Origin of the sequence: Aeromicrobium phragmitis (assembly GCF_003674095.1) — a bacterium.
Taxonomy (GTDB): Bacteria; Actinomycetota; Actinomycetes; order Propionibacteriales; family Nocardioidaceae; genus Aeromicrobium; species Aeromicrobium phragmitis.
This window is the reverse complement of record NZ_RDBF01000001.1, coordinates 321,915-341,605: the sequence shown is the minus strand read 5'-3', so window position 1 is coordinate 341,605 and position 19,691 is coordinate 321,915. Positions and strand designations below refer to the sequence as shown.

At 68.8% G+C, this 19,691-nt stretch carries 14 protein-coding genes; 8 read left to right on the top strand and 6 right to left on the bottom strand.

Annotation, left to right across the window (positions count from 1 at the left end; translation table 11 throughout):
• Positions 1 to 136 precede the first annotated feature (136 nt).
• Positions 137 to 760, bottom strand: coding sequence for a GntR family transcriptional regulator (locus D9V41_RS01620; RefSeq protein ID WP_208006686.1), 624 nt, complete (start codon positions 758 to 760; stop codon positions 137 to 139).
• 130 nt (positions 761 to 890) lie between these two features.
• On the opposite strand from D9V41_RS01620, the gene D9V41_RS01615 reads away from it, so the two are divergent.
• The gene (locus D9V41_RS01615) at positions 891 to 1,586 is read left to right on the top strand and encodes an enoyl-CoA hydratase/isomerase family protein (RefSeq protein WP_166375857.1); all 696 of its coding nucleotides are present in this window, start codon (positions 891 to 893) and stop codon (positions 1,584 to 1,586) included.
• A gap of 17 nt (positions 1,587 to 1,603) precedes the next feature.
• On the opposite strand, the gene D9V41_RS01610 is transcribed toward D9V41_RS01615, so the two are convergent.
• The 4 genes from D9V41_RS01610 to D9V41_RS01595 are packed head-to-tail and all read right to left on the bottom strand — an operon-like array spanning position 1,604 to position 6,349.
• Positions 1,604 to 2,485, bottom strand: a complete 882-nt coding sequence (locus D9V41_RS01610) for an alpha/beta fold hydrolase (RefSeq protein ID WP_121792769.1) — start codon at positions 2,483 to 2,485, stop codon at positions 1,604 to 1,606.
• 25 nt (positions 2,486 to 2,510) lie between these two features.
• Positions 2,511 to 3,308, bottom strand: a complete 798-nt coding sequence (locus D9V41_RS01605; protein ID WP_121792768.1) for an SDR family NAD(P)-dependent oxidoreductase — start codon at positions 3,306 to 3,308, stop codon at positions 2,511 to 2,513.
• A gap of 54 nt (positions 3,309 to 3,362) precedes the next feature.
• Positions 3,363 to 4,769 (bottom strand): amidase, encoded by a 1,407-nt coding sequence (locus D9V41_RS01600; RefSeq protein WP_121792767.1) that lies wholly within the window; start codon positions 4,767 to 4,769, stop codon positions 3,363 to 3,365.
• Entirely contained in the window at positions 4,766 to 6,349 is a 1,584-nt protein-coding gene (locus tag D9V41_RS01595; RefSeq protein WP_166375856.1) for a class I adenylate-forming enzyme family protein, read from the bottom strand. Before D9V41_RS01595 ends, D9V41_RS01600 begins: the two co-directional genes overlap by 4 nt.
• A gap of 54 nt (positions 6,350 to 6,403) precedes the next feature.
• Between D9V41_RS01595 and D9V41_RS01590 the strand changes: the two genes are divergently transcribed.
• Together D9V41_RS01590 and D9V41_RS01585 are read left to right on the top strand one after the other, a co-directional pair.
• Positions 6,404 to 7,573 carry an acyl-CoA dehydrogenase family protein gene (locus D9V41_RS01590; protein WP_121792765.1) on the top strand — a complete coding sequence of 390 codons (1,170 nt, stop codon included), beginning with the start codon at positions 6,404 to 6,406 and terminating at the stop codon, positions 7,571 to 7,573.
• Positions 7,574 to 7,848: 275 nt separating this feature from the next.
• Positions 7,849 to 9,183: an MFS transporter gene (locus D9V41_RS01585; RefSeq protein WP_133434074.1), complete on the top strand. Its 1,335-nt coding sequence runs from the start codon at positions 7,849 to 7,851 to the stop codon at positions 9,181 to 9,183.
• A gap of 20 nt (positions 9,184 to 9,203) precedes the next feature.
• Here the strand turns inward: D9V41_RS01585 and D9V41_RS01580 are convergent, their stop codons facing one another.
• The gene (locus D9V41_RS01580) at positions 9,204 to 10,259 is read right to left on the bottom strand and encodes an NAD-dependent epimerase/dehydratase family protein (protein ID WP_121793020.1); all 1,056 of its coding nucleotides are present in this window, start codon (positions 10,257 to 10,259) and stop codon (positions 9,204 to 9,206) included.
• 94 nt (positions 10,260 to 10,353) lie between these two features.
• Between D9V41_RS01580 and treZ the strand changes: the two genes are divergently transcribed.
• The 5 genes from treZ (at position 10,354) to D9V41_RS01555 (ending at position 19,652) form a co-directional block, all read left to right on the top strand.
• A complete protein-coding gene (gene treZ, locus D9V41_RS01575) occupies positions 10,354 to 12,015 on the top strand; it encodes a malto-oligosyltrehalose trehalohydrolase (protein ID WP_121792763.1) in 1,662 nt (553 codons plus the stop codon).
• 74 nt (positions 12,016 to 12,089) lie between these two features.
• Positions 12,090 to 14,222: a glycogen debranching protein GlgX gene (gene glgX, locus D9V41_RS01570; RefSeq protein WP_121792762.1), complete on the top strand. Its 2,133-nt coding sequence runs from the start codon at positions 12,090 to 12,092 to the stop codon at positions 14,220 to 14,222.
• 189 nt (positions 14,223 to 14,411) lie between these two features.
• The gene (locus tag D9V41_RS01565; protein WP_121792761.1) at positions 14,412 to 16,385 is read left to right on the top strand and encodes a maltotransferase domain-containing protein; all 1,974 of its coding nucleotides are present in this window, start codon (positions 14,412 to 14,414) and stop codon (positions 16,383 to 16,385) included.
• Positions 16,386 to 16,395: 10 nt separating this feature from the next.
• Positions 16,396 to 18,249 carry a maltose alpha-D-glucosyltransferase gene (gene treS, locus D9V41_RS01560; protein WP_243697118.1) on the top strand — a complete coding sequence of 618 codons (1,854 nt, stop codon included), beginning with the start codon at positions 16,396 to 16,398 and terminating at the stop codon, positions 18,247 to 18,249.
• Positions 18,246 to 19,652 (top strand): maltokinase N-terminal cap-like domain-containing protein, encoded by a 1,407-nt coding sequence (locus D9V41_RS01555; protein WP_121792760.1) that lies wholly within the window; start codon positions 18,246 to 18,248, stop codon positions 19,650 to 19,652. The genes treS and D9V41_RS01555 overlap by 4 nt, the downstream gene beginning before the upstream one ends.
• Positions 19,653 to 19,691: the final 39 nt, after the last annotated feature.

Here is a 19,691-nt window from a genome sequence, read left to right as displayed (position 1 = left end):
GACACTTTCAGAAACACAATATTTGGTATATCATACTATCGTGCTCCATTTCACCCGCGCGCCTCGCCGCCACGTCCGCCATGTCGGCGGGCGGAGCGCGCCAGCACTCGATCACCGGGCGAAGGGCCCCGGCGGATCAGGGACGCGCCATCTCCGAGGGCAGATGCTCGCTGCCGAGGATGTGCTTGATCGTCAACGCAGCGGCCTTGTCCCCGTCCCGTGCGGCCAAGGCATCGATGAGCCGGGCATGCTGACGCACCGACTTGGCCTGCGTCCGCTTGACCTTCGGGCCAGTGGGCATCGCCTGCCACAGCAGACGCATCATCGACATCAGCACCGGAGAATCGGCGAACTCGTAAATCGTGAAATGGAACTGCCGGTTGAGCTCAGCATAACGCGGGTCCCCCTCGGGCAGCTCAGCGATCTCGTCGTTGAGCTCGCGCAACAGCGCGATCTGGGCGTCCTCGATGGAGCGGACCGCCAGTCGGGCTGCCAGAGACTCCAGGGCCGCCCTGATCTCAGCGTTGTCCTCGACCGCGCCGCGGCGGGACCCGGCGACACTGGCACCCCGATGCGGATCGTTGACGATCAGCCCTTCGGACTCCAGTCGCCGGAGCGCCTCCCGGACAGGCGTCTGGCTGACGCCGAATCGCTCGGCGAGGTCGCGCTGCCGCAGCGGCTCCTCCGGCACCAGCTCACCGCTGATGATCAGCTCACGGAGCATCGCGCACACGACGTCGCTCTTGGAGGAGTACTGCATCGCTCCAACGCGCTGTGCTACCGATCGTTCCATCCGGATGGCTCGCTTCCCCTGGTTCTACCTCTCCCGAGGTGGGCTCAGTCACACGAACCCCACCCACAGATATATCATATTTCGTCAAGGAGATCAGATGAGCTCGGTCCTCGTTGAACAGGGTGCCGTCGAGAGCCTGCGACTGCGGCTCAACCGACCCGAACAGCGCAACGCCCTGACCCTCGCCGACGTCGATGCGCTCATCGCGGCCATGGCGGAGCGGCCGCATTCCCCCGTGGTCATCGAGAGCGCTACCGCCGGGATGTTCTGCGCCGGTGCCAGCCTCTCGGTGAGTGACCCGGAGCGTGCGCGGTTGAGCGATCGCCTCTACGAGCTGTATGAGGCGATGCTCACCCGGCCGGGTCTCACGATCGCTCTTGTGGACGGGCCGGCGGTGGGCGGAGGAGCCCAGCTGTCCGCCGCCGCCGACCTTCGCATCGCTACCGAGCGAGCGCGCTGGCGCTGGGTGGGACCGGGCCACGGTCTCGTCGTCGGAGCCTGGATCGCGACCGCACACTTCGGCCGGGCACGCGGGCTCAACCTCACGCTCACGGCGCGCTGGCTCGCCGCGCAGGAAGCCGAGGCCGCCGGATACGTCCCGCCCCTGGTGACCGATACCGATGCCGCCTGTACCGAGCTGCTCGAGGCACTGCGCGCCATGGACGCCCACGCGCTCTCCGACGTCAAGCGGGCGACTGTCGCATCAGGCCTGATCACCGAGCTGCAGCGTGAACGGACACGAAACCGCCTGTGCTGGGACGGTCATGCGCCGTCCCAGCACAGGCGGTCCTGAGCCGTCGTCCGGCCGGCCTACTTGGCGCCGGTGACCGAGCTCGACAACGAGCGGGGGTCCCGCGGGCCCCAGCGGTCTGCCTCCACGCTGTGGAAGAACGCCTCGATCACGGCGTTGAAGAGAGCCGGCTCCTCGAGGTTGGAGACATGACCTGTGCGAGGCAGCACGGTAAGCCCACTGCGGGGAATCGTGCGCTTGAGCATCAGATCAGCCTCGAGCACCCCGTTGTCCTCATCACCGGCGACGATGAGGACTGCCGGCTCACAGGCCTCGAGCTCGGCCGTCATGGAGTACAGCGAGGGCCGCGCCTTCTGGACTCCTCGCATGGTCAGCGCCGCCCCGATCGGGTCGTGCTGAGCGAGGATCTCCACGTGCTCGCGGTGGCCTCGAGGGTCCTTGTCCTCGAACTGGACACGCGCGGGCCCGAATCCGTACCACGACGACATCGCTCGTGAGCCCTCGGTCTCGAAGGCCACTGCCACCTTCTCGGATTCGGAGCGGAACGTCTCGGCGTTGTCCGGATGGGCCCCGTAGCCGCACCCGGCCACCACCGCCGCCAAGGTCATCTCCGGGTGAGTGAGGGCGAAATGCAGCGCCGCGAAGCCCCCCATCGAGTTGCCGACGACGTAAGCCGCCTCAGCACCGATCGCCCGCACGATCGTGGCGATGTCCTCCACCGCGCGCGCCTGGCTGTAGCTTCCCGGATCCGTAGGAACCGACGAGGGCGGGAAACCGCGCGCGGCGAAGGTCACGCACCGGTAACGACGCGCGAAGTGGCTCAGCTGCGGCTCCCAGGAGCGATGATCACCTGCGAACTCGTGGACGAAGATGATCGGCAGTCCGCGCCCCGCCTCCTCGTAATACAGGTCGACGCCGTCATCGGTCCGCGCTATCGACATCCCCGCACCTCCTTCGAGCCGCTGCTCATCGCTCCATCAGTGCCTTGCGCTGCGCACCGTCGATGGGGATATGAGCACCATGGACGCTCCCTGCCAGGTCCGATGCGAGGAAGGTGACGAGTGCGGCCACCTCTTGGGGCTGCGTGATGCGACCGAGCGGAATGGACGCTTCCGCGCGGCGGCGCGCCTCGGCCTGGTCGACGCCCATGTCTCGCGCGAACGCCTTCTCCAGACCGTCCCAGCGATCGGTGTCGACCGGTCCAGGGTTGACCGTGTTGACGCGAATGCCCTTGGGTCCGTACTGATCGGCGACGGACGAGGCGAAGTTCAGATCCGCGGCGTTGGCGGCGCCGGCGGTCATCTCCCAGAAGCTCGGCTTCAGACCATCGTTGCCGACCACGAGCACGATGGCACCCGAGCCGCGCTCCACCATGTGCGGCACGACGGCACGCACCGTGCGGACGTATCCCATGAACTTCAGGTTCAGACTCTGCATCCACTGGTCGTCGGTGAGCTCCTCGAGCAATCCGCCCGGCGAGCTTCCCGCACAGGTCACCAGGATGTCGATGCGGCCGAACTCGGCGATCGCGGCGTCTACGCACCGCTGAACGTCCGCGAAGTCGCTCATGTCGCCCGCCTGGGCAACGACACGGCGCCCGGTCTCGGCACTGATCTCGGCCGCGGTCTTGGCCAGCGCCTCCTCACCCCGAGCGGTGATGACGACGTCGACGCCCTCGTTGGCAAGCTTGGTCGCCACTTCGCGGCCGATGCCCTTGCTCGCGCCGGTGACGAAAGCAATCTTGCCCTGCAAGTTCAGATCCATGGGAAAGCTCCTTTGAGATATTTGATATATCAAATACCGACAGCGTCGGGCTTGTCAAGTGCGCCGCGCTCCGGCAAGTCGCCCCTCGAGCCATGCCGCCAGTTCTGCGCAAATGTCGTCGCGGCCCGGAGGGGCGATGATCTGCACTCCGGCAGGCACTGCCGCGGGCACGGGCACGGTGACAGCGGGCATCCCGACCACAGCAGCCCACGAGCAGAACCGGGTCAGCGCCGCCGATACCGGCATCTCTCGGCCGGCGATGGAGACGACATCGCCGTCGCGTCGCGGCGGCGGACACGGCACGGTGGGCGTGATCACCGCGTCGATGCGCTCTCTCGCGAACAGTGCCGCGGACCGCTCGCGCACGCGTTCGCGCTCGAACCGCACGGGATCACCGTCAACCCGCTCGGCGAGCGTCAGGAGGGCGCGGGCCTCGCTTCCGAAACCGCCGGGGTCCGCTCGAACGTGGTCGGCGTGCTGCCGACTCGACGAGATCAACATGGTCAGCAGCGATACCCCCGCGGCCCGCCGCCCCGGTTCAGGGTCGACACCGACGACATCCATGCCGGCGTCCGCACAGGTGGCCACCGCCGTCTCGTAGGCGACCCTGACAGCAGGGTCGACCGGACCGAGCGACGTCAGTGTTCCGATACGGCGCGAGGGAGGAAGATCCGGGGAGCCGGAGGTCAACGGCCGGCCCAGCACTCTCTCGAGCGCCGCGACGGTGCGGGCGACATCGCGGCCGAGGACGCCGATCGTGTCCTGCTCCGGAGCCAGGGGCGTCACGCCTGCGAGACTCGAGGACCCCCATGACGGCCGGAACCCGACCACGCCGCACAGAGCAGCCGGGATACGGACCGAACCACCCGTGTCGGTACCCAGGGCCACGCCGCAGACGCCCGAGGCGACGAGGGCAGCAGAACCTCCCGATGAACCACCCGCCGACCATGACGGCTCGAGCGGGTGAGGCACGCCCGGCGTCGTGACGCCCCACGCCATCTCGTGCGTCGCCACCTTTCCGAGGGATACGAAACCCGCACGCTCCAGCGCGGACCAGCAATCGGCCGACATCGCCGGCAGACGCCAGAGCCCTCGCGGGGTCCCGTTGCGCGTCCAGACCCCCGCGACGTCGATGACGTCCTTGACCGCGACAGCGCGCTCGGGCACATCCAGCGCACGCTCATCGATCGTGTCCGGCACGAGCCAGCCCGCGGCTGCGGCTTCCTCGAGCACGCGACCGTCTACCCGAGCGATCGATTCCGTCGGCGGCACGGCCCAGTCCACCTCGCCCCGGGCCTGCGACCCCCAGCTCGCCCCCGGCTCCGGCCCGGACGCCTCGTCCTGAGTGTCCTCCGTGGCGGCGAGCGCCGCCTCGGCCCACCGCGCATACCGGCGGCGCGTCCGCGTCTCCGCGTCATCGCCGCGTACGAGCGGCTCCAAGGCCCACGGAAGGTCCCTCACGCCGGCACCTCGAGGCGGGAGCGCTGGATCTTGCCCATGTCGTTACGAGGCAGGTCCTCCACGAAGAAGATGCGCTTCGGCACCTTGAAGTCCGCCACGTGCGCGCGGCAATGGGCCATGAGGCTCGTGGGATCGATCTGCGCGGCTGCTTCGGGAACGACCCAGGCACACACCGCCTCGCCCCATCGGGCGTCGGGGATTCCGCTCACCGCAACGTCGGCGACGCCTCCGTAGGCCGCGATGACGTCTTCCACTTCCCCCGGCGACACGTTCATGCCCCCGGTGATGATGAGTTCCTTCAGCCTTCCGGTGATGGTGAGCCGCCCGTCCTCGTCGATCGACCCGAGGTCGCCCGTGCGAAACCACCCACCCGGCAGGAACGCGTCAGCCGTCGTCTCCGACGCGTTGAGATAGCCGTCGAAGACCTGAGGACCGCGAAGCAGCACCTCCCCCGACCCGGAGCCTGACAGATCGACGACTCCATCGCGCGCGACAGCGATCTCCACGCCCGGAAGCGGCAGACCGACCGAGCCGGCGACCGGAGAATCTCCGTACACGTTGGAGACGTTGAGACCTGACTCCGTCGAGCCGTAGCGCTCCAGCAGTCGCAGTCCCAGCTGGTCGCGGAAGTCTCGGGCCAGCGCCGGTGACAATGGAGCAGATCCGCAGGTCGCCAGCCGAAGCGAACTGAGCCGGGCACGCGCGTCCGAGAGACCCGCGTCGAGCAGGCGGCGGTAGATGCTGGGGACGCCGAACAGGATGGTCCCGGCCACTCGCTCGACTTCCGCCACCAACTCCTCAGGGTCGAAGCGGGGCAGCACCACCAGATCTGAGCCAGACAGGAGGGCGGCATGCAGTCCACTCAGACCGTGCTGGTGGAAGAGCGGCAGCGCGTGGACCAGCACGTCCTCGCTCCTCCAGTGCCACGCGGCAACGATGCCGCGCACCGAGGAGAGCAGCTGCGCATGGGTCAGCGGTACGCCTTTGGGCTCGCTCGTCGTTCCTGACGTGAAGGCGATCTGGGCGATGTCGCCGGAATCGAGCTCGGCCGGCTCCAGCCGCTCCAGCTGCGATGCCTGTCCGATCAACGGGTCGAGGGGCACGACGTCGACGGCCAGGCCCTCCAGGCGCGAGTCCGCCAGCTCAGCGGCGGCGAGGACCGCTCTGCTCTCCGCGACGCGGACGAGGCGAAGCAGTTCCTCACGGCGATACGCCGGATTGGCCATCGTGACCGTACAGCCCAGGTGGAGCAGCGCGAGATAGCCGACCACCAGCTCCAGGCTCGACGGCGAGAGCACCAGCACCCGGTCACCACGCCCGAAGCCGTGCCTCTCCGCCAGTAGTCGCGCGACCCTGCCGACGAGGTCCTGCAGCTCCGCCGCCGTGATCGTGGCGACGCCTACGCGTACGCGAGCGCCGGGGCGAGCGTGCGCCCCCGCCGCGAATGCCCTCGGCAGCGTCCCCTCCCCCAAGCTGCGCCGCAGCCGCTCCGCAGCGGCCTCGTCGAGCGGACGGCCGAGATGGGTCTCCCATCCGCGCAGGCTCGCGAGCAGAACAGGTGGAGATACGTCGGCAGACATGGACATATTGTATAGTATATTTCATATCACCGTCTGACGATTGGACACCCACTGATGACTCCCACCGCTCCCCTCGCCTTGCTGGCCGTCGACCATGTGCTGAGTGAGGAGGAGCGGAGCATTCAGCAGACGGTCCGTCGCTTCGTCGACGAGCACGTGCGCCCCGAGGTCGGCCAATGGTACGAAGATGCCCGGATCCCCGCCCGTGAGCTGGCGCTCCAACTCGGGTCCCTGGGGGTGCTGGGGATGCACCTCCAGGGGTACGAGTGCGCAGGGACCAGCGCTACCGCCTACGGGCTGGCGTGTCTCGAACTCGAAGCCGGGGATTCTGGCATCAGGTCGTTGGTCTCGGTCCAAGGGTCACTGGCCATGTACGCCATCTGGAAGCACGGGAGCGAAGAGCACAAGCAGGAGTGGCTGCCCCAGATGGCCGCGGGACGTGCGATCGGCTGCTTCGGTCTCACCGAACCCGACTTCGGCTCCAATCCCGCCGGGATGCGCACCCGCGCTCGTCGCGACGGGTCGGACTGGATCATCAACGGGCGCAAGATGTGGATCACGAACGGCTCGGTCGCCGACGTCGCGGTGGTGTGGGCGCAGACCGACGATCGAATCCGCGGATACGTGGTCCCCACGGACACACCCGGTTTCGAAGCGCCGGAGCTTCACAACAAGCTCTCACTCAGGGCATCGGTGACCTCGGAGCTGGTACTAGACAACGTCCGCGTGCCTGCGTCAGCGATGCTGCCGGAGGCCGCCGGGCTGTCCGGACCCCTCTCCTGCCTCAACGAGGCTCGGTTCGGGATCGCGTTCGGTGCCGTCGGGGCTGCCCGCGAGTGCCTCGAGACGGCCGTCGCGTACGCCCGCGAGCGTTCGATCTTCGACCGCCCGCTGGCCAGCTACCAGCTGACCCAGGCCAAGTTCGCTGACATGAGCCTTGAACTGGGCAAGGCGATGCTCGTGGCGATCCACCTGGGACGTCTCAAAGACGAGGGTGAACTCACCCCGGACCAGGTGAGCTTCGGCAAGCTCAACAACGTCCGGGAGGCCATCGCGATCGCGCGTGAAAGCCGTACCGTGCTGGGCGCCGCCGGTATCTCCGGCGAATACCCCATCATGCGGCACGCCAACAACCTCGAGTCGGTCCTCACCTATGAAGGAACGTCCGAGATCCACCAGCTGGTGATCGGCCGAAGCCTGACCGGCGAGCCGGCCTTCCGGTGATGACTCACCGTGCATTCGTCACGCAAGGCGAGTCTGTGGCGCCGACGGATCGATCACATGGGCGGCGCCGGGCGACGGTCCCGGCGCTGGCGGGAACGCCCGCCGATCGAACCGCGTTCGTGCGCGGCCCTGTCGACGCCGGCGCACAGACCGACTTCGCTCGGCCCCTCGATCCCTTTCACCCCTGACGCCGGGCTCAGCACCACCGGACGACTGCCACCCGCCGCGGCCTGTCCGGCAGTAGCCACCTGGGGCGGTCCGTCCCAGTGAAGCGCGTGAGACGCACGAACTGGGTCATCGTCGGCCTGGGGATGGGCACGTTGCTGAATCCCCTGAATTCCTCGATGTTCGCCGTGGGTCTGGTGTCACTGAGCGAGACCTTCTCCATCGGCCTCGGTAAGGCCTCCTGGATCGTGACCGCCTTCTACATCACGTCGGCGATCGCACAACCGACCCTGGGACGTCTCGCCGACCGTTGGGACGGCCGACCGGTCTTCCTCATCGGCATGAGCATGGTCTGCTGCCTGAGCGTGGCGGCGCCGTTCGCCCCTACGTTCGCACTGCTCTGCGGGCTGCGCGTCGCCATCAGCGTCGGCACGGCCGCGGCGTATCCAGCAGCCTTGGCGCTCGTCAGGACGCGAAACGAGCTCACTGGTCTCGAGGCCAAGCGCGTCATCGCGAGGATCGAGTACTGCAATGTGCTGGGTGTGCTCACCGGGCCGGTCGTCGGCGGCACCGCCGTCCATTTCCTCTCCTGGAAAGCGCTGTTCTGGGTCAGCGCGCCCCTCGCCTTGATCAGCCTGCTCACGGTGCGCAGCCTTCTGCCCGCAACGCCACGTCGGCCGGATCACCGTGCCATCACGGTCGTCCGCAGTCTGGACCTGCGAGGCATCGTCCTGTTCGCTACCGCGCCGGTGGCCGGCCTCTGGGCAGTCAACGGGGCGGCAGAGCCGCTGGTCCTCCTTGCGCTCAGCGCCATCGCCCTGGCGCTGCTCGTCCACCACAGTCGCCGCATCTCGGAGCCGTTTTTCGATGTGGCCTTCGTCCGGCGCCGGAGCCTGTGGCCGATTTACGCGAGCTTCCTGATGATGACGACGACCTACTATCTGATCTTCTACGGTTTCCCGCAGTTGCTGGAGGTCGCCTTGGGTTGGCCCCTGATCCACGTGGGCTTCCTCATGCTGCCTCTCGCTGGGGTGGCGCTGCTGGCCAATCCCGCGTGCGCAGTGGCGCTGCGTCGGCTCCACCCGCGGACCGTCCTCTGCTGCGGCACGGTATGGATGGCGGCCGCCGCGGCGCTGCTTCCCCTGACTCCGGGGCCGGGGCACGCTGTCGTCGTCGGCCTGATCGCCGCGGCTCTCGGGGTACCCCACGCGATCTCGACACTCGGCTCCGCCGTCGCCCTCTACAACGCCACGCCCCGACATCGGGCCGGATCCGCATTCGGTTTGTTGCAGACCTCACGGCACGTGGGCGGAGCACTGGCGATGGCCGCCCTCGCCGCTCCTCCGCTCACCAGAGGAGGGACCGAGCGATTCGACACGCTCCCTTCGCTGATCATCGTCGTTTGCCTTGCCTCGGCAGCGGCGCTGACCGCGTGGCGTCCCTGACGCCGGGACCGCCATCAGGGTTACGGCCGGGAGCCCACTCCGGTGCGGAACTCCTCGGCCCGCAGCGGGCCACTGGTGTCGGGATCGAGGGGAGGGAGGGTGCTGCCGGCGCCCTGGCGGACGCCCTCGAGGAACTCCTGCAGTGCTTCACGGCTGGTGTGCTGCGGTTCCCAGCCGAGTTCCTCGCGGGCACGCTGCGAGGACATGATCGGAATGCGCATGAACGCGTCGAACAGGTTGCCGGGCGCCGGGGCGAGGTGCAGGTTCCAGGCGGTGTTGAGTACTCGCCGAGCGAGGCCTGCTGGAACATCGAGCACCTTGGCCGAGAAGACCTCCGCGAGAGCGTCGCGGTCGAGCACGTCGTCGGCGGCGACGTTGAAGGCACCGCTCACGTCACGCTCGGCCGCCGTCGCGATGGCGCGCGCGAGGTCGCCCGACTGCACGGCCTGCGCCTTCAATCCCTTCGGGACGGGCACCACGGCCATCACCCGCGGATCGAGCAGGCGACCTGGCAGGAGCGGGCCGCCGAACAGGCGGCGCTGCGCGGTCGCGGCGGACCGCTGGAAGACGAAGGCGGGCCGGATGCGCACGACCCGGGTGTCCGGGTGACGAAGCTCGAAGATGTCCAGCAACCGCTCGACGTACGCCTTCTCCCGCGCGTACGCGGCCGGCGACGGGCCGTCCGTGGGCCAGCTCTCGTCGACGATCCCGCCGGCACGAGGCGAGTACGCCGCCACCGACGAGGCCACGACGACGGCAGGCACCTCGGCGCGGGCGACCGCGTCGAGCACGCGCTGCGTCCCGACGGCGTTCGTGCGCCACGTGAGGTCCGGGTCGTGGGTGGGTTGGAACAGCCAGGCGAGGTGGATGACGACGTCGGCCCCGCGGAACAGCGGCTCCAGGTCGCTCGTCGCGATGTCGGCGGACTCCCACGTGATCGACGAGTGTTCCGCAGCTTCCGGGCTGAGCTGAGGTTTGCGCCGCGCCAGACCGACGAGCTCGTGCTCGCGGGAGGCCAGCTCGCGCGTGACGGCGCTACCGATGTTTCCTGAGGCTCCGACGATGACGATCTTCACGATGTGGGCGTACCCGTTCACCGCCCGCGTGAACCCCGGGCGAGCCGCCGATCGGCCAGGTCGCGCCGGCCGAGATCGTCACTACGCTCGAGGCATGGCGTTCACGGTGTGGGGTCCGGAACTGGAGCGCGTGCGCGTGCGGGTCGACGGGAGCGACCATGAGATGCGGCCGGACATCGATCGCAGCGGGTGGTGGCACGTCGACACCGACGCGCGACACGGCACCGAGTACGCGTTCCTCCTCAACGACGACGATCAACCGCTGCCCGACCCGCGATCGGCCTGGCAACCCCGCGGCGTCCACGAGGCCTCGCGCGTGTACGACCAGAGCCGCTTCACGTGGAACGACGGCGACTGGAGCGGCCGCGCACTGACCGGCGCGGTCATCTACGAGCTGCACATCGGGACGTTCACTCCCGGCCGCACCTTCGACGCGGCGATCGAGCGGCTCGATCACCTCATCGACCTCGGCATCGACTTCGTCGAGGTGCTGCCGGTCAACTCCTTCGACGGTCCGCACGGCTGGGGCTACGACGGGGTGCTCTGGGGCGCGGTGCACGAGCCGTACGGCGGGCCGGACGGGTTCAAGCGCTTCGTCGACGCCTGCCACTCGCGCGGCCTCGGCGTGCTGCTCGATGTCGTCTACAACCACCTCGGTCCCTCGGGCGCGTACCTCGACCGCTTCGGGCCCTACTTCGCGGGCGAGAACGAGTGGGGTCCGGGCCTGAACCTCGACGGACCGCAGTCGGACGAGGTGCGGCGATACGTGATCGACAACGCGCTCGGCTGGTTCGAACACTTTCACGTCGACGGATTGCGCCTGGACGCCGTTCACGCGCTGGCCGACACGCGCGCGCTGCCCATCCTCGAGGAGCTCTCGGCCGAGACCGCCCGGATGTCCGAGCGACTGAGGCGCCCGCTCACGCTGATCGCCGAATCCGACCTCAACGATCCACGCATGGTCACCCCTCGGGAGCGGCACGGCCTCGGCATGGACGCGCAGTGGTGCGACGACCTGCACCATGTGCTCCATGTCCGGCTCACCGGTGAGACGCACGGCTACTACGCGGACTTCGACACTCCTGGCGCGCTCGGCAAGACACTGCGCGGGGCGTTCTTCCACGACGGCACGTGGTCGTCGTTTCGCGAGCGCAGTCACGGCCGGCCGGTCGACACGTCCGAGGTGCCCGGCACGGCGTTCCTCGCGTACCTGCAGAACCACGACCAGATCGGCAACCGCGCCGTGGGCGACCGGTTGACCGACACCATCTCGCCGGCGCGGCAGGCGTGCGGGGCGGCGATCGTGCTGCTGGGCCCGTACACGCCGATGCTGTTCATGGGAGAGGAGTGGGCAGCCAGCACGCCGTGGCAGTTCTTCGCCTCCTTCCCGGACCCCGAGCTGGCCGAGGCGGTGCGGACCGGCCGCCGGCGGGAGTTCGGCCGCCACGGGTGGGGCGAGGCCGAGGTCCCCGACCCGATGGACGTCGCCACCGTCGAGCGGTCGACCTTGCGGTGGGAGGAGCTGGACGAACCCGGGCACGCCGAGCTGCTGGCCGTCTACCGCGACCTCATCGCACTGCGGCACGCCCATCCGGAGTTCGCGGACCCCGACCTCGCGGCGTTCGCCGTCGACGTGAGTCACGATGACTCACGTGTCGTCCTGCATCGCGGGCCGTTCCGCGTCGACGTCGACTTCGGCTCCGAGTCCTTCGAGGTCCGCCGCGACCACGACGTCCTCCTCGCCTTCGGTCGGTGAGCCTGCGGCGATCCGTCGCCCCGGACGGGACGCAAGCGGACGGGCGTCACTCGGCATTTGAAAGACTGGGGGGTATGGTCACGCACCACCCCTTGCCGAACGCCCAGGTGCTCGCCGGCCGACCGTTCCCGCTCGGAGCACATCCCGAGGCCGGCGGTGTGCGGTTCGCGGTCGCGAGCAGCGTCGCCGAGCGCGTCGAGCTCTGCCTCATCGACGACGACTTCACCGAGCGTCGTATCGAGCTGACCGAGCGGACCTTCGGCGTGTGGCACGGGCTCGTCCCGGGGGTGCTGCCCGGCCAGAAGTACGGCTACCGCATCCACGGCCCGTACGACCCCAAGAGCGGCCTGCGGTGCAATCCTCACAAGCTGCTCCTCGACCCGTACGCCCGCCGGATCAGTGGAGCACTCACCGACCTCGACGCGGCGCTCGGCTACGCCGAGGATCCCGAGGGCCCGGAACCCTCCTCCGTCGACTCGCTCGGACACGTGCCGCTCAGCGTGGTGACCAGCCCGGGCGGCCCCGACACCGGAGCCAAGCCCGAGGTGCCCTTCGAAGAGACGGTCATCTACGAACTGCACGTCAAGGGGTTCACCCAGCAGCACCCGGACGTGCCCGAGCATCTGCGCGGCACCTACCTCGGCCTCGCCCACCCGGCCGTCATCGAGCACCTCGTGCGACTCGGCGTCACAGCCGTGGAGTTGCTGCCGGTCCAGTCGTTCAGCGACGAGCCCGCGCTCATGCGAGCGGGCCGCCACAACTACTGGGGTTACTCCCCGCTCGGCTACTTCGCGCCGCATGCCGCGTACGCGAGTGAACCGGGCCGCGAAGTCGAGGAGTTCCGCACCATGGTCGCCGCGATGCACGCGGCTGGCATCGAGGTGCTGCTCGACGTCGTCTACAACCACACCTGCGAAGGCGGGCCTGACGGGCCGACGCTGAGCTTCCGCGGCTACGAGGCCCCCGCCTACTACCTGCACGACGAGAACGGGCACATGGCCGACATCACCGGCTGCGGCAACACCCTGGAGCCCTCGTCGCCGACGGTCGTCCGCCTCGTCACCGACTCACTGCGGTACTGGGTCACCGAGCTCGGCGTCGACGGCTTCCGTTTCGACCTCGCCAGCACGATGGGCCGGCCGCACGGCGGCACCTTCGATCGCGACTCGATGCTGCTCACGGCCATCGCCACGGACCCGGTGCTCTCCCGCTGCAAGCTCATCGCCGAGCCGTGGGACGCGACCGGGGAGGGCTACAAGGTCGGCAACTTCGGTGCCCAGTGGGCGGAGTGGAACGGCATCTACCGCGACACCGTCCGCGACTTCTGGCGTGGTGCCAGCGGCGGCGTGGACGACCTCGCCTTCCGCCTCTCGGGCTCCTCCGACCTGTACGACCACACGCTGCGCCGGCCGTGGCAGTCGATCAACTTCATCAATGCCCATGACGGGTTCACCCTGCGCGACCTCGTGTCCTACAACGACAAGCACAACGAGGCGAACGGCGAAGACAACCGCGACGGCACCAACGACAACCGGTCATGGAACCACGGCGTCGAGGGCGAGACGGACGATCCGCAGATCCGGGCGCTGCGACAGCGCCAGGCCCGCAACCTGTTCGCCACGCTCATGTTGTCGACCGGGACGCCGATGTTCGTCGCCGGCGACGAGCGGTGGCGCACCCAGCACGGCAACAACAACGCCTACTGTCTCGACGATCCCACCTCGTGGGTCGACTGGACGGACACCGAGGAATCCGAAGCGATGCTCGCCTTCGCCCGCCGCGTCGTGTTCCTGCGCGCCAACAGCCCGGCGTTGCGGCAGGCGCAGTTCTTCGACGGCCGCACCACGCCCACCGGCCGGCCCGACCTGATCTGGTTGCGGCCGGACGGCCGTGAGATGGAGCAGGGTGACTGGGCCGACCCCGAGCGGCGCACCCTCGGCATGTGGATCGACGGCTCCAACAGCCAGTCCCGCACCCGCGACGGCGAACTCCTCACCGACCACTCGTGGCTCGTGCTGCTGCACGCCGGTCCGGAGCGGATCGACCTCGTGCTGCCGGGCGCCGAGTTCGGCGAGACCTTCGAGCCGACCCTCGACACCACCACCGCCGACGGCAACCCGCTCGTGAGCGAACCGCTTCCCGCGGGCAGCACCGTGCGACTCGAGGCCAGGTCGCTGCAGTTGCTGCGCGCACCCCGCGCGGACTGATCCCAGTGTGTGCAGGGCACCTCCCTGCACGTAGCGGAGCGGAGTGCTCGGGGGGACGTTTGACAGGCGAAAACGTCATTCTCGGCTGCGAAACGTCACACTCAGCGGGTTCTGCTCTGAATCGCGAGGCGGCCTCATCCCGGCTACGTTCGAGGAGACCGACGCCAACGACGGACGGGGGCTCCACGGATGACAGATCGCATCGGCATCGACGATGTCCGGCCGATCTCGGGGGACGGTACGTATCCCTCGAAGGCCGTCGTCGGTGAGCATGTGCCGGTGACGGCCACGGTGTGGCGCGAGGGACATGACGCGGTAGGGGCCACGGTGGTGTGGCGCGGACCCGGGGAGCGGCGCGAGCGCACCACGCGGCTCGAAGCGCTCGACGCGGGCACCGACCAGTTCGGGGCCCTCATCGTGCCCGACGTCGTGGGTCTGTGGACGTTCCGCGTCGACGCCTGGAGCGACCCCTGGGCCACGATCGCGCACGCGCTCGATGCCAAGCTGGCCGCCGGGCAGACGCCCGACGAACTCGCCAACGATCTGGAACTCGCCGCCCGCCTGCTCGAGCAGGTGGCGGCCCGCAAGGAGCGCAAGGCCGAACGACCCATGCTCGAGGGGGCCGCGGCCGCCCTGCGCGACACCACGCTGCCGCTCGGTGCCCGGGTCGGGCCCGCGTTGTCGGACCAGCTGCGCCGGCTGATGCACGACCACCCGGTCCGCGAGCTGGTCACCAAGGGCACCACCCGGCGGATCTGGGTCGACCGCCAGCGGGCCGCCTACGGCTCCTGGTACGAGTTCTTCCCCCGCTCCACCGGCGGCGTGGACGCCGACGGCACACCCGTGCACGGCACCTTCCAGACCGCCGCCAAGGAGCTCGACCGGGTCGCGGCCATGAAGTTCGACGTCGTCTACCTGCCCCCGATCCACCCGATCGGCCGCCTCAACCGCAAGGGACCGAACAACACCCTCACCCCCGGACCCGAGGACGTCGGCTCGCCCTGGGCGATCGGTGCGGAAGAGGGTGGGCATGACGCCATCCACCCCGCACTCGGCACCGAGCAGGACTTCGCCGACTTCGTGGCACGGGCCGGGGAGCTCGGCCTGGAGGTCGCGCTCGACCTGGCGCTGCAGGCCGCGCCGGACCACCCGTGGGTCCGGTCGCACCCCGAGTTCTTCACGACGCTCCCCGACGGCACGATCGCCTACGCGGAGAACCCCCCGAAGAAGTACCAGGACATCTACCCGCTGAACTTCGACAACGCACCGGAGGCGATCTACGCCGAGGTGCTGCGGGTGACGTTGCACTGGGTCGAGCGCGGCGTGCGAATCTTCCGCGTCGACAACCCGCACACCAAGCCGCCGAACTTCTGGGCCTGGCTGATCGCCGAGGTCAAGGAGCAGCACCCCGACGTGCTGTTCCTCTCCGAGGCGTTCACCCGGCCCGCCCGGCTATGGGGCCTGGCGCGGCTCGGCTTCACCCAGAGCTACACCTACTTCACGTGGCGCACCACCAAGGCGGAGCTCACGGGCTTCGGCGAGGACTTGCGCGAGCACTGGGACGAGGGGCGCCCCAACCTCTTCGTCAACACGCCGGACATCCTCCCCGAACACCTGCAGGTGGGCGGCCCCGGGATGTTCGCCCTGCGTGCCGCTCTCGCCGCCACCCTCGCCCCCACCTGGGGCGTCTACTCCGGCTACGAACTGTTCGAGCACGAGGCGGTGCGGCCCGGCAGCGAGGAGTACCTCGATTCGGAGAAGTACCAGCTGCGGCCGCGCGACTACGACGCCGCGCTGGCCGAAGGCCGGTCGCTGCAGCCGTGGCTCACCCGCCTCAACGAGATCCGTCGTGCCCATCCGGCCCTTCAGCAGATGCGCACGCTCAAGTTCCATCACGTCGACCATGAGGCGCTGATCGCGTACTCCAAGCAGGATCCGGGCACGGGCGACACGGTGGTGGTCGTCGTCTCGCTCGATCCGCACGAGACGCGCGAGGGGGTCTTGTGGCTCGACCTGCCCGCGCTCGGCTTCGGCTACGACGAGCGACTCCTCGCCCACGACGAGGTGACCGGTGAGGCGTACGACTGGGGCGCCGCCAACTACGTCCGCCTCGATCCGAGCCGCGCCTGCGCGCACATCGTCTCGCTGACCCGGCACGAGTGAGTTGATCGCCATGACCACACTGCAGAACCCCAGAGGTGACCGCATGCACGACGACACCGCGCCGGACAGCGAGCTGGTGGGCCTCGAGGACACTCCCCACACGGGAGAGTCGATCGCGGACGACGGCACGCTGGTCGAGCCGCAGGCGGGCGATTTCGCCCACGCCAAGCAGGCACCCGACGACCCCGAGTGGTTCAAGCGCGCCGTGTTCTACGAGGTGCTGGTGCGCGCGTTCGCCGACTCCGACGGCGACGGCACGGGCGATCTTCGCGGACTCGCCAGCAAGCTCGATTACCTGGAGTGGCTCGGCGTCGACTGCTTGTGGCTCCCGCCGTTCTATGCCTCCCCGCTGCGCGACGGCGGGTACGACATCAGCGACTTCCGCGCGGTGCTGCCCGAGTTCGGCACGGTCGACGACTTCGTCTACCTCCTGGAGGAAGCGCACCGGCGCGGCATCCGCGTCATCACCGACCTCGTGCTCAACCACACCTCGGATGCGCATCCGTGGTTCCAAGCCTCGCGTCAGGACCCCGACGGTCCCTACGGCGACTTCTACGTATGGGCCGACGACGACTCCGGCTACCCTGACGCCCGCATCATCTTCGTCGACACCGAGACGTCCAACTGGACCTACGACCCGGTTCGCGGCCAGTTCTTCTGGCACCGGTTCTTCAGCCACCAGCCGGACCTGAACTTCGAGAACGAGGACGTCCAGGAGGCGATGCTCGACGTCATGCGCTTCTGGCTCGACCTCGGTATCGACGGGTTCCGGCTCGACGCGGTGCCCTACCTCTTCGAGGAGGAGGGCACCAACTGCGAGAACCTCCCGCGGACGCACGACTACCTCAAGCGCGTCCGTGCGACGATCGACCGCGAGTATCCGGGCCGCGTCCTGCTGGCCGAGGCGAACCAGTGGCCCTCCGACGTCGTGGAGTACTTCGGCGACCCCAAGGTCGGCGGCGACGAGTGCCACATGGCGTTCCATTTCCCGCTCATGCCGCGTCTGTTCATGGCGGTGCGCCGGGAGTCGCGCTTTCCCATCTCGGAGATCCTCGCGCAGACGCCGGAGATCCCGGGGGGCGCCCAATGGGGCATCTTCTTGCGCAATCACGACGAGCTCACCCTCGAGATGGTCACGGACGACGAGCGCGACTACATGTACCGCGAGTACGCCACGGACCCGCGGATGAAGGCCAACATCGGCATACGGCGGCGCCTCGCGCCGCTGCTGGGCAACGACCGAGACCAGCTCGAGCTGTTCACCGCGATGCTGCTGAGTCTGCCCGGTTCGCCGGTCCTGTACTACGGCGACGAGATCGGGATGGGCGACAACATCTGGCTCGGCGATCGCGACGCCGTGCGCACCCCGATGCAGTGGTCGCCGGACCGGAACGCCGGGTTCTCGCGCTCGGATCCCGGGCGCGTGTACCTGCCGCCGATCATGGACGCGGTCTACGGCTACGAGGCCATCAACGTCGAGGCGCAGGCAGCGAACGACGCCTCGTTGCTGAACTGGACCCGGCGCATGATCCAGGTGCGCAAGCAGCATGCGGCTTTCGGTGAAGGTGAGTTCGTCGACCTCGGCGGCTCCAACCCGAGCGTCCTGGCGTACAAGCGGGTGCTGCGCCGCGAGGACGGCGACGAGGACGTCGTGCTGTGCGTCAACAACCTCTCGCGGTTTCCGCAACCCGTGGAACTGGAGCTGGGCGAGCATGAGGGGGCGACGCCGGTGGAGCTCACCGGCAGCGTGCGGTTCCCGCGCATCGGCGAACTGCCGTACCTGCTGACGCTGCCGGGCTATGGGTTCTACTGGTTCCAGCTGGCCGAACTCGAGGACGAGAGCGAACGGAGGAGCATGACATGAGCGGACCTGTGGAGACCGAGGAGGTCGGGCCGCACGACGAGCTCGTCGAGCAACTCACCGAGACGCTTCCCGAGTGGCTGCCGACGCAGCGGTGGTTCGGCGGCAAGGACCGTGACGTCTCGGCGGTCCGTGCGCTGTCGTGGACGCCGCTGCTCGACGGCGATCCGCTGCTGCTCCACGTCGTCGTCGAGGTCGAGCAGGCGGACCGCGCCGAGCGGTATCAGCTGCTCGTCGGCAGCCGCCAACATCAGGTTCCCGACGTTCCCGCGTCCGCGTCGATCGGCGTCGAAGCCGGATTCACGTGCTACGAGGCCACCGGCGACGCCGACCTGACCTCGTGCTTGCTCGACTCCATCGCCGGCGGCGTGCAGATCGGGCATCTTCGCTTCGAGGCCGAGCCGGACGCCGAGCTCGACACCGGCCTGCGTGCCCACCCGATCACGACGGAGCAGAGCAACACCTCGCTCGTCTACGGCCGCCAGTACATCCTCAAACTGTTCCGCAAGCTGACCCCGGGCGTGAACAAGGACCTGCTGCTGCACCGCGCCCTGTGGAAGCTCGGATCGCCGCACATCGCCGAGCCGCTCGGCGCCATCAGCGGTGAGATCGACGGCGAGGAGTTCACCTTCGGCATGCTGCAGCGATTCATGCCCGACGCCGCCGACGGCTGGGTCATGGCCTCGACGAGCGTCCGCGACCTCATGGCCGACGGGTCGGGCCTACCGCCCGAGGAGTTGGGCGGCGACTTCGCCGGTGAGGCCTACCGGCTCGGCAAAGCGGTGGCGAATGTTCACGCCGACCTCGCACGCGCCTTGGGTTCGCAGGAGGCTCACGCGGCGGAGTTGGAGGGCTCGTCCGCAGCGATGATCGAGCGTCTCGACCGCATCGCGGCGGAGGTACCCGAACTCGGCCCGCACGTCGAACGACTCCGGTCGGCCTTCCGCAAGGTCGCCGACCTGCCGTCCCCCATCACGGTGCAGTCCGTGCACGGCGATCTGCACCTCGGACAAGTGCTGCGCACCGTCCAAGGGTGGCTGCTGCTGGACTTCGAGGGCGAGCCGGCGGCGACACTCGCCGAACGCACGGCGCTGCGGTCGCCCCTGCGCGATGTCGCGGGCATGCTGCGTTCGTTCGACTACGCGGCCCACCAACTGCTCGTCGGTCAACCGCACGATGAGGAGCAGGAGGAACGAGCGCTGAGCTGGGCGCGGCGCAACCGGTCGGCGTTCTGCGACGGTTACGGCAAGGCGAGCGGCGCCGACCCGCGCGAGCAGGCGGACCTCTTGCTCGCGCTCGAACTCGACAAGGCGGTCTACGAGGTCGCGTACGAGCATGCCAACCGGCCGGACTGGTTGACCGTTCCCCTGTCGTCGATCGCCCGGATGCTGAGCGAAGGTGAGTGAGAACGTGAACGACATCCCCGAGCAGACCGCGGACTGGCC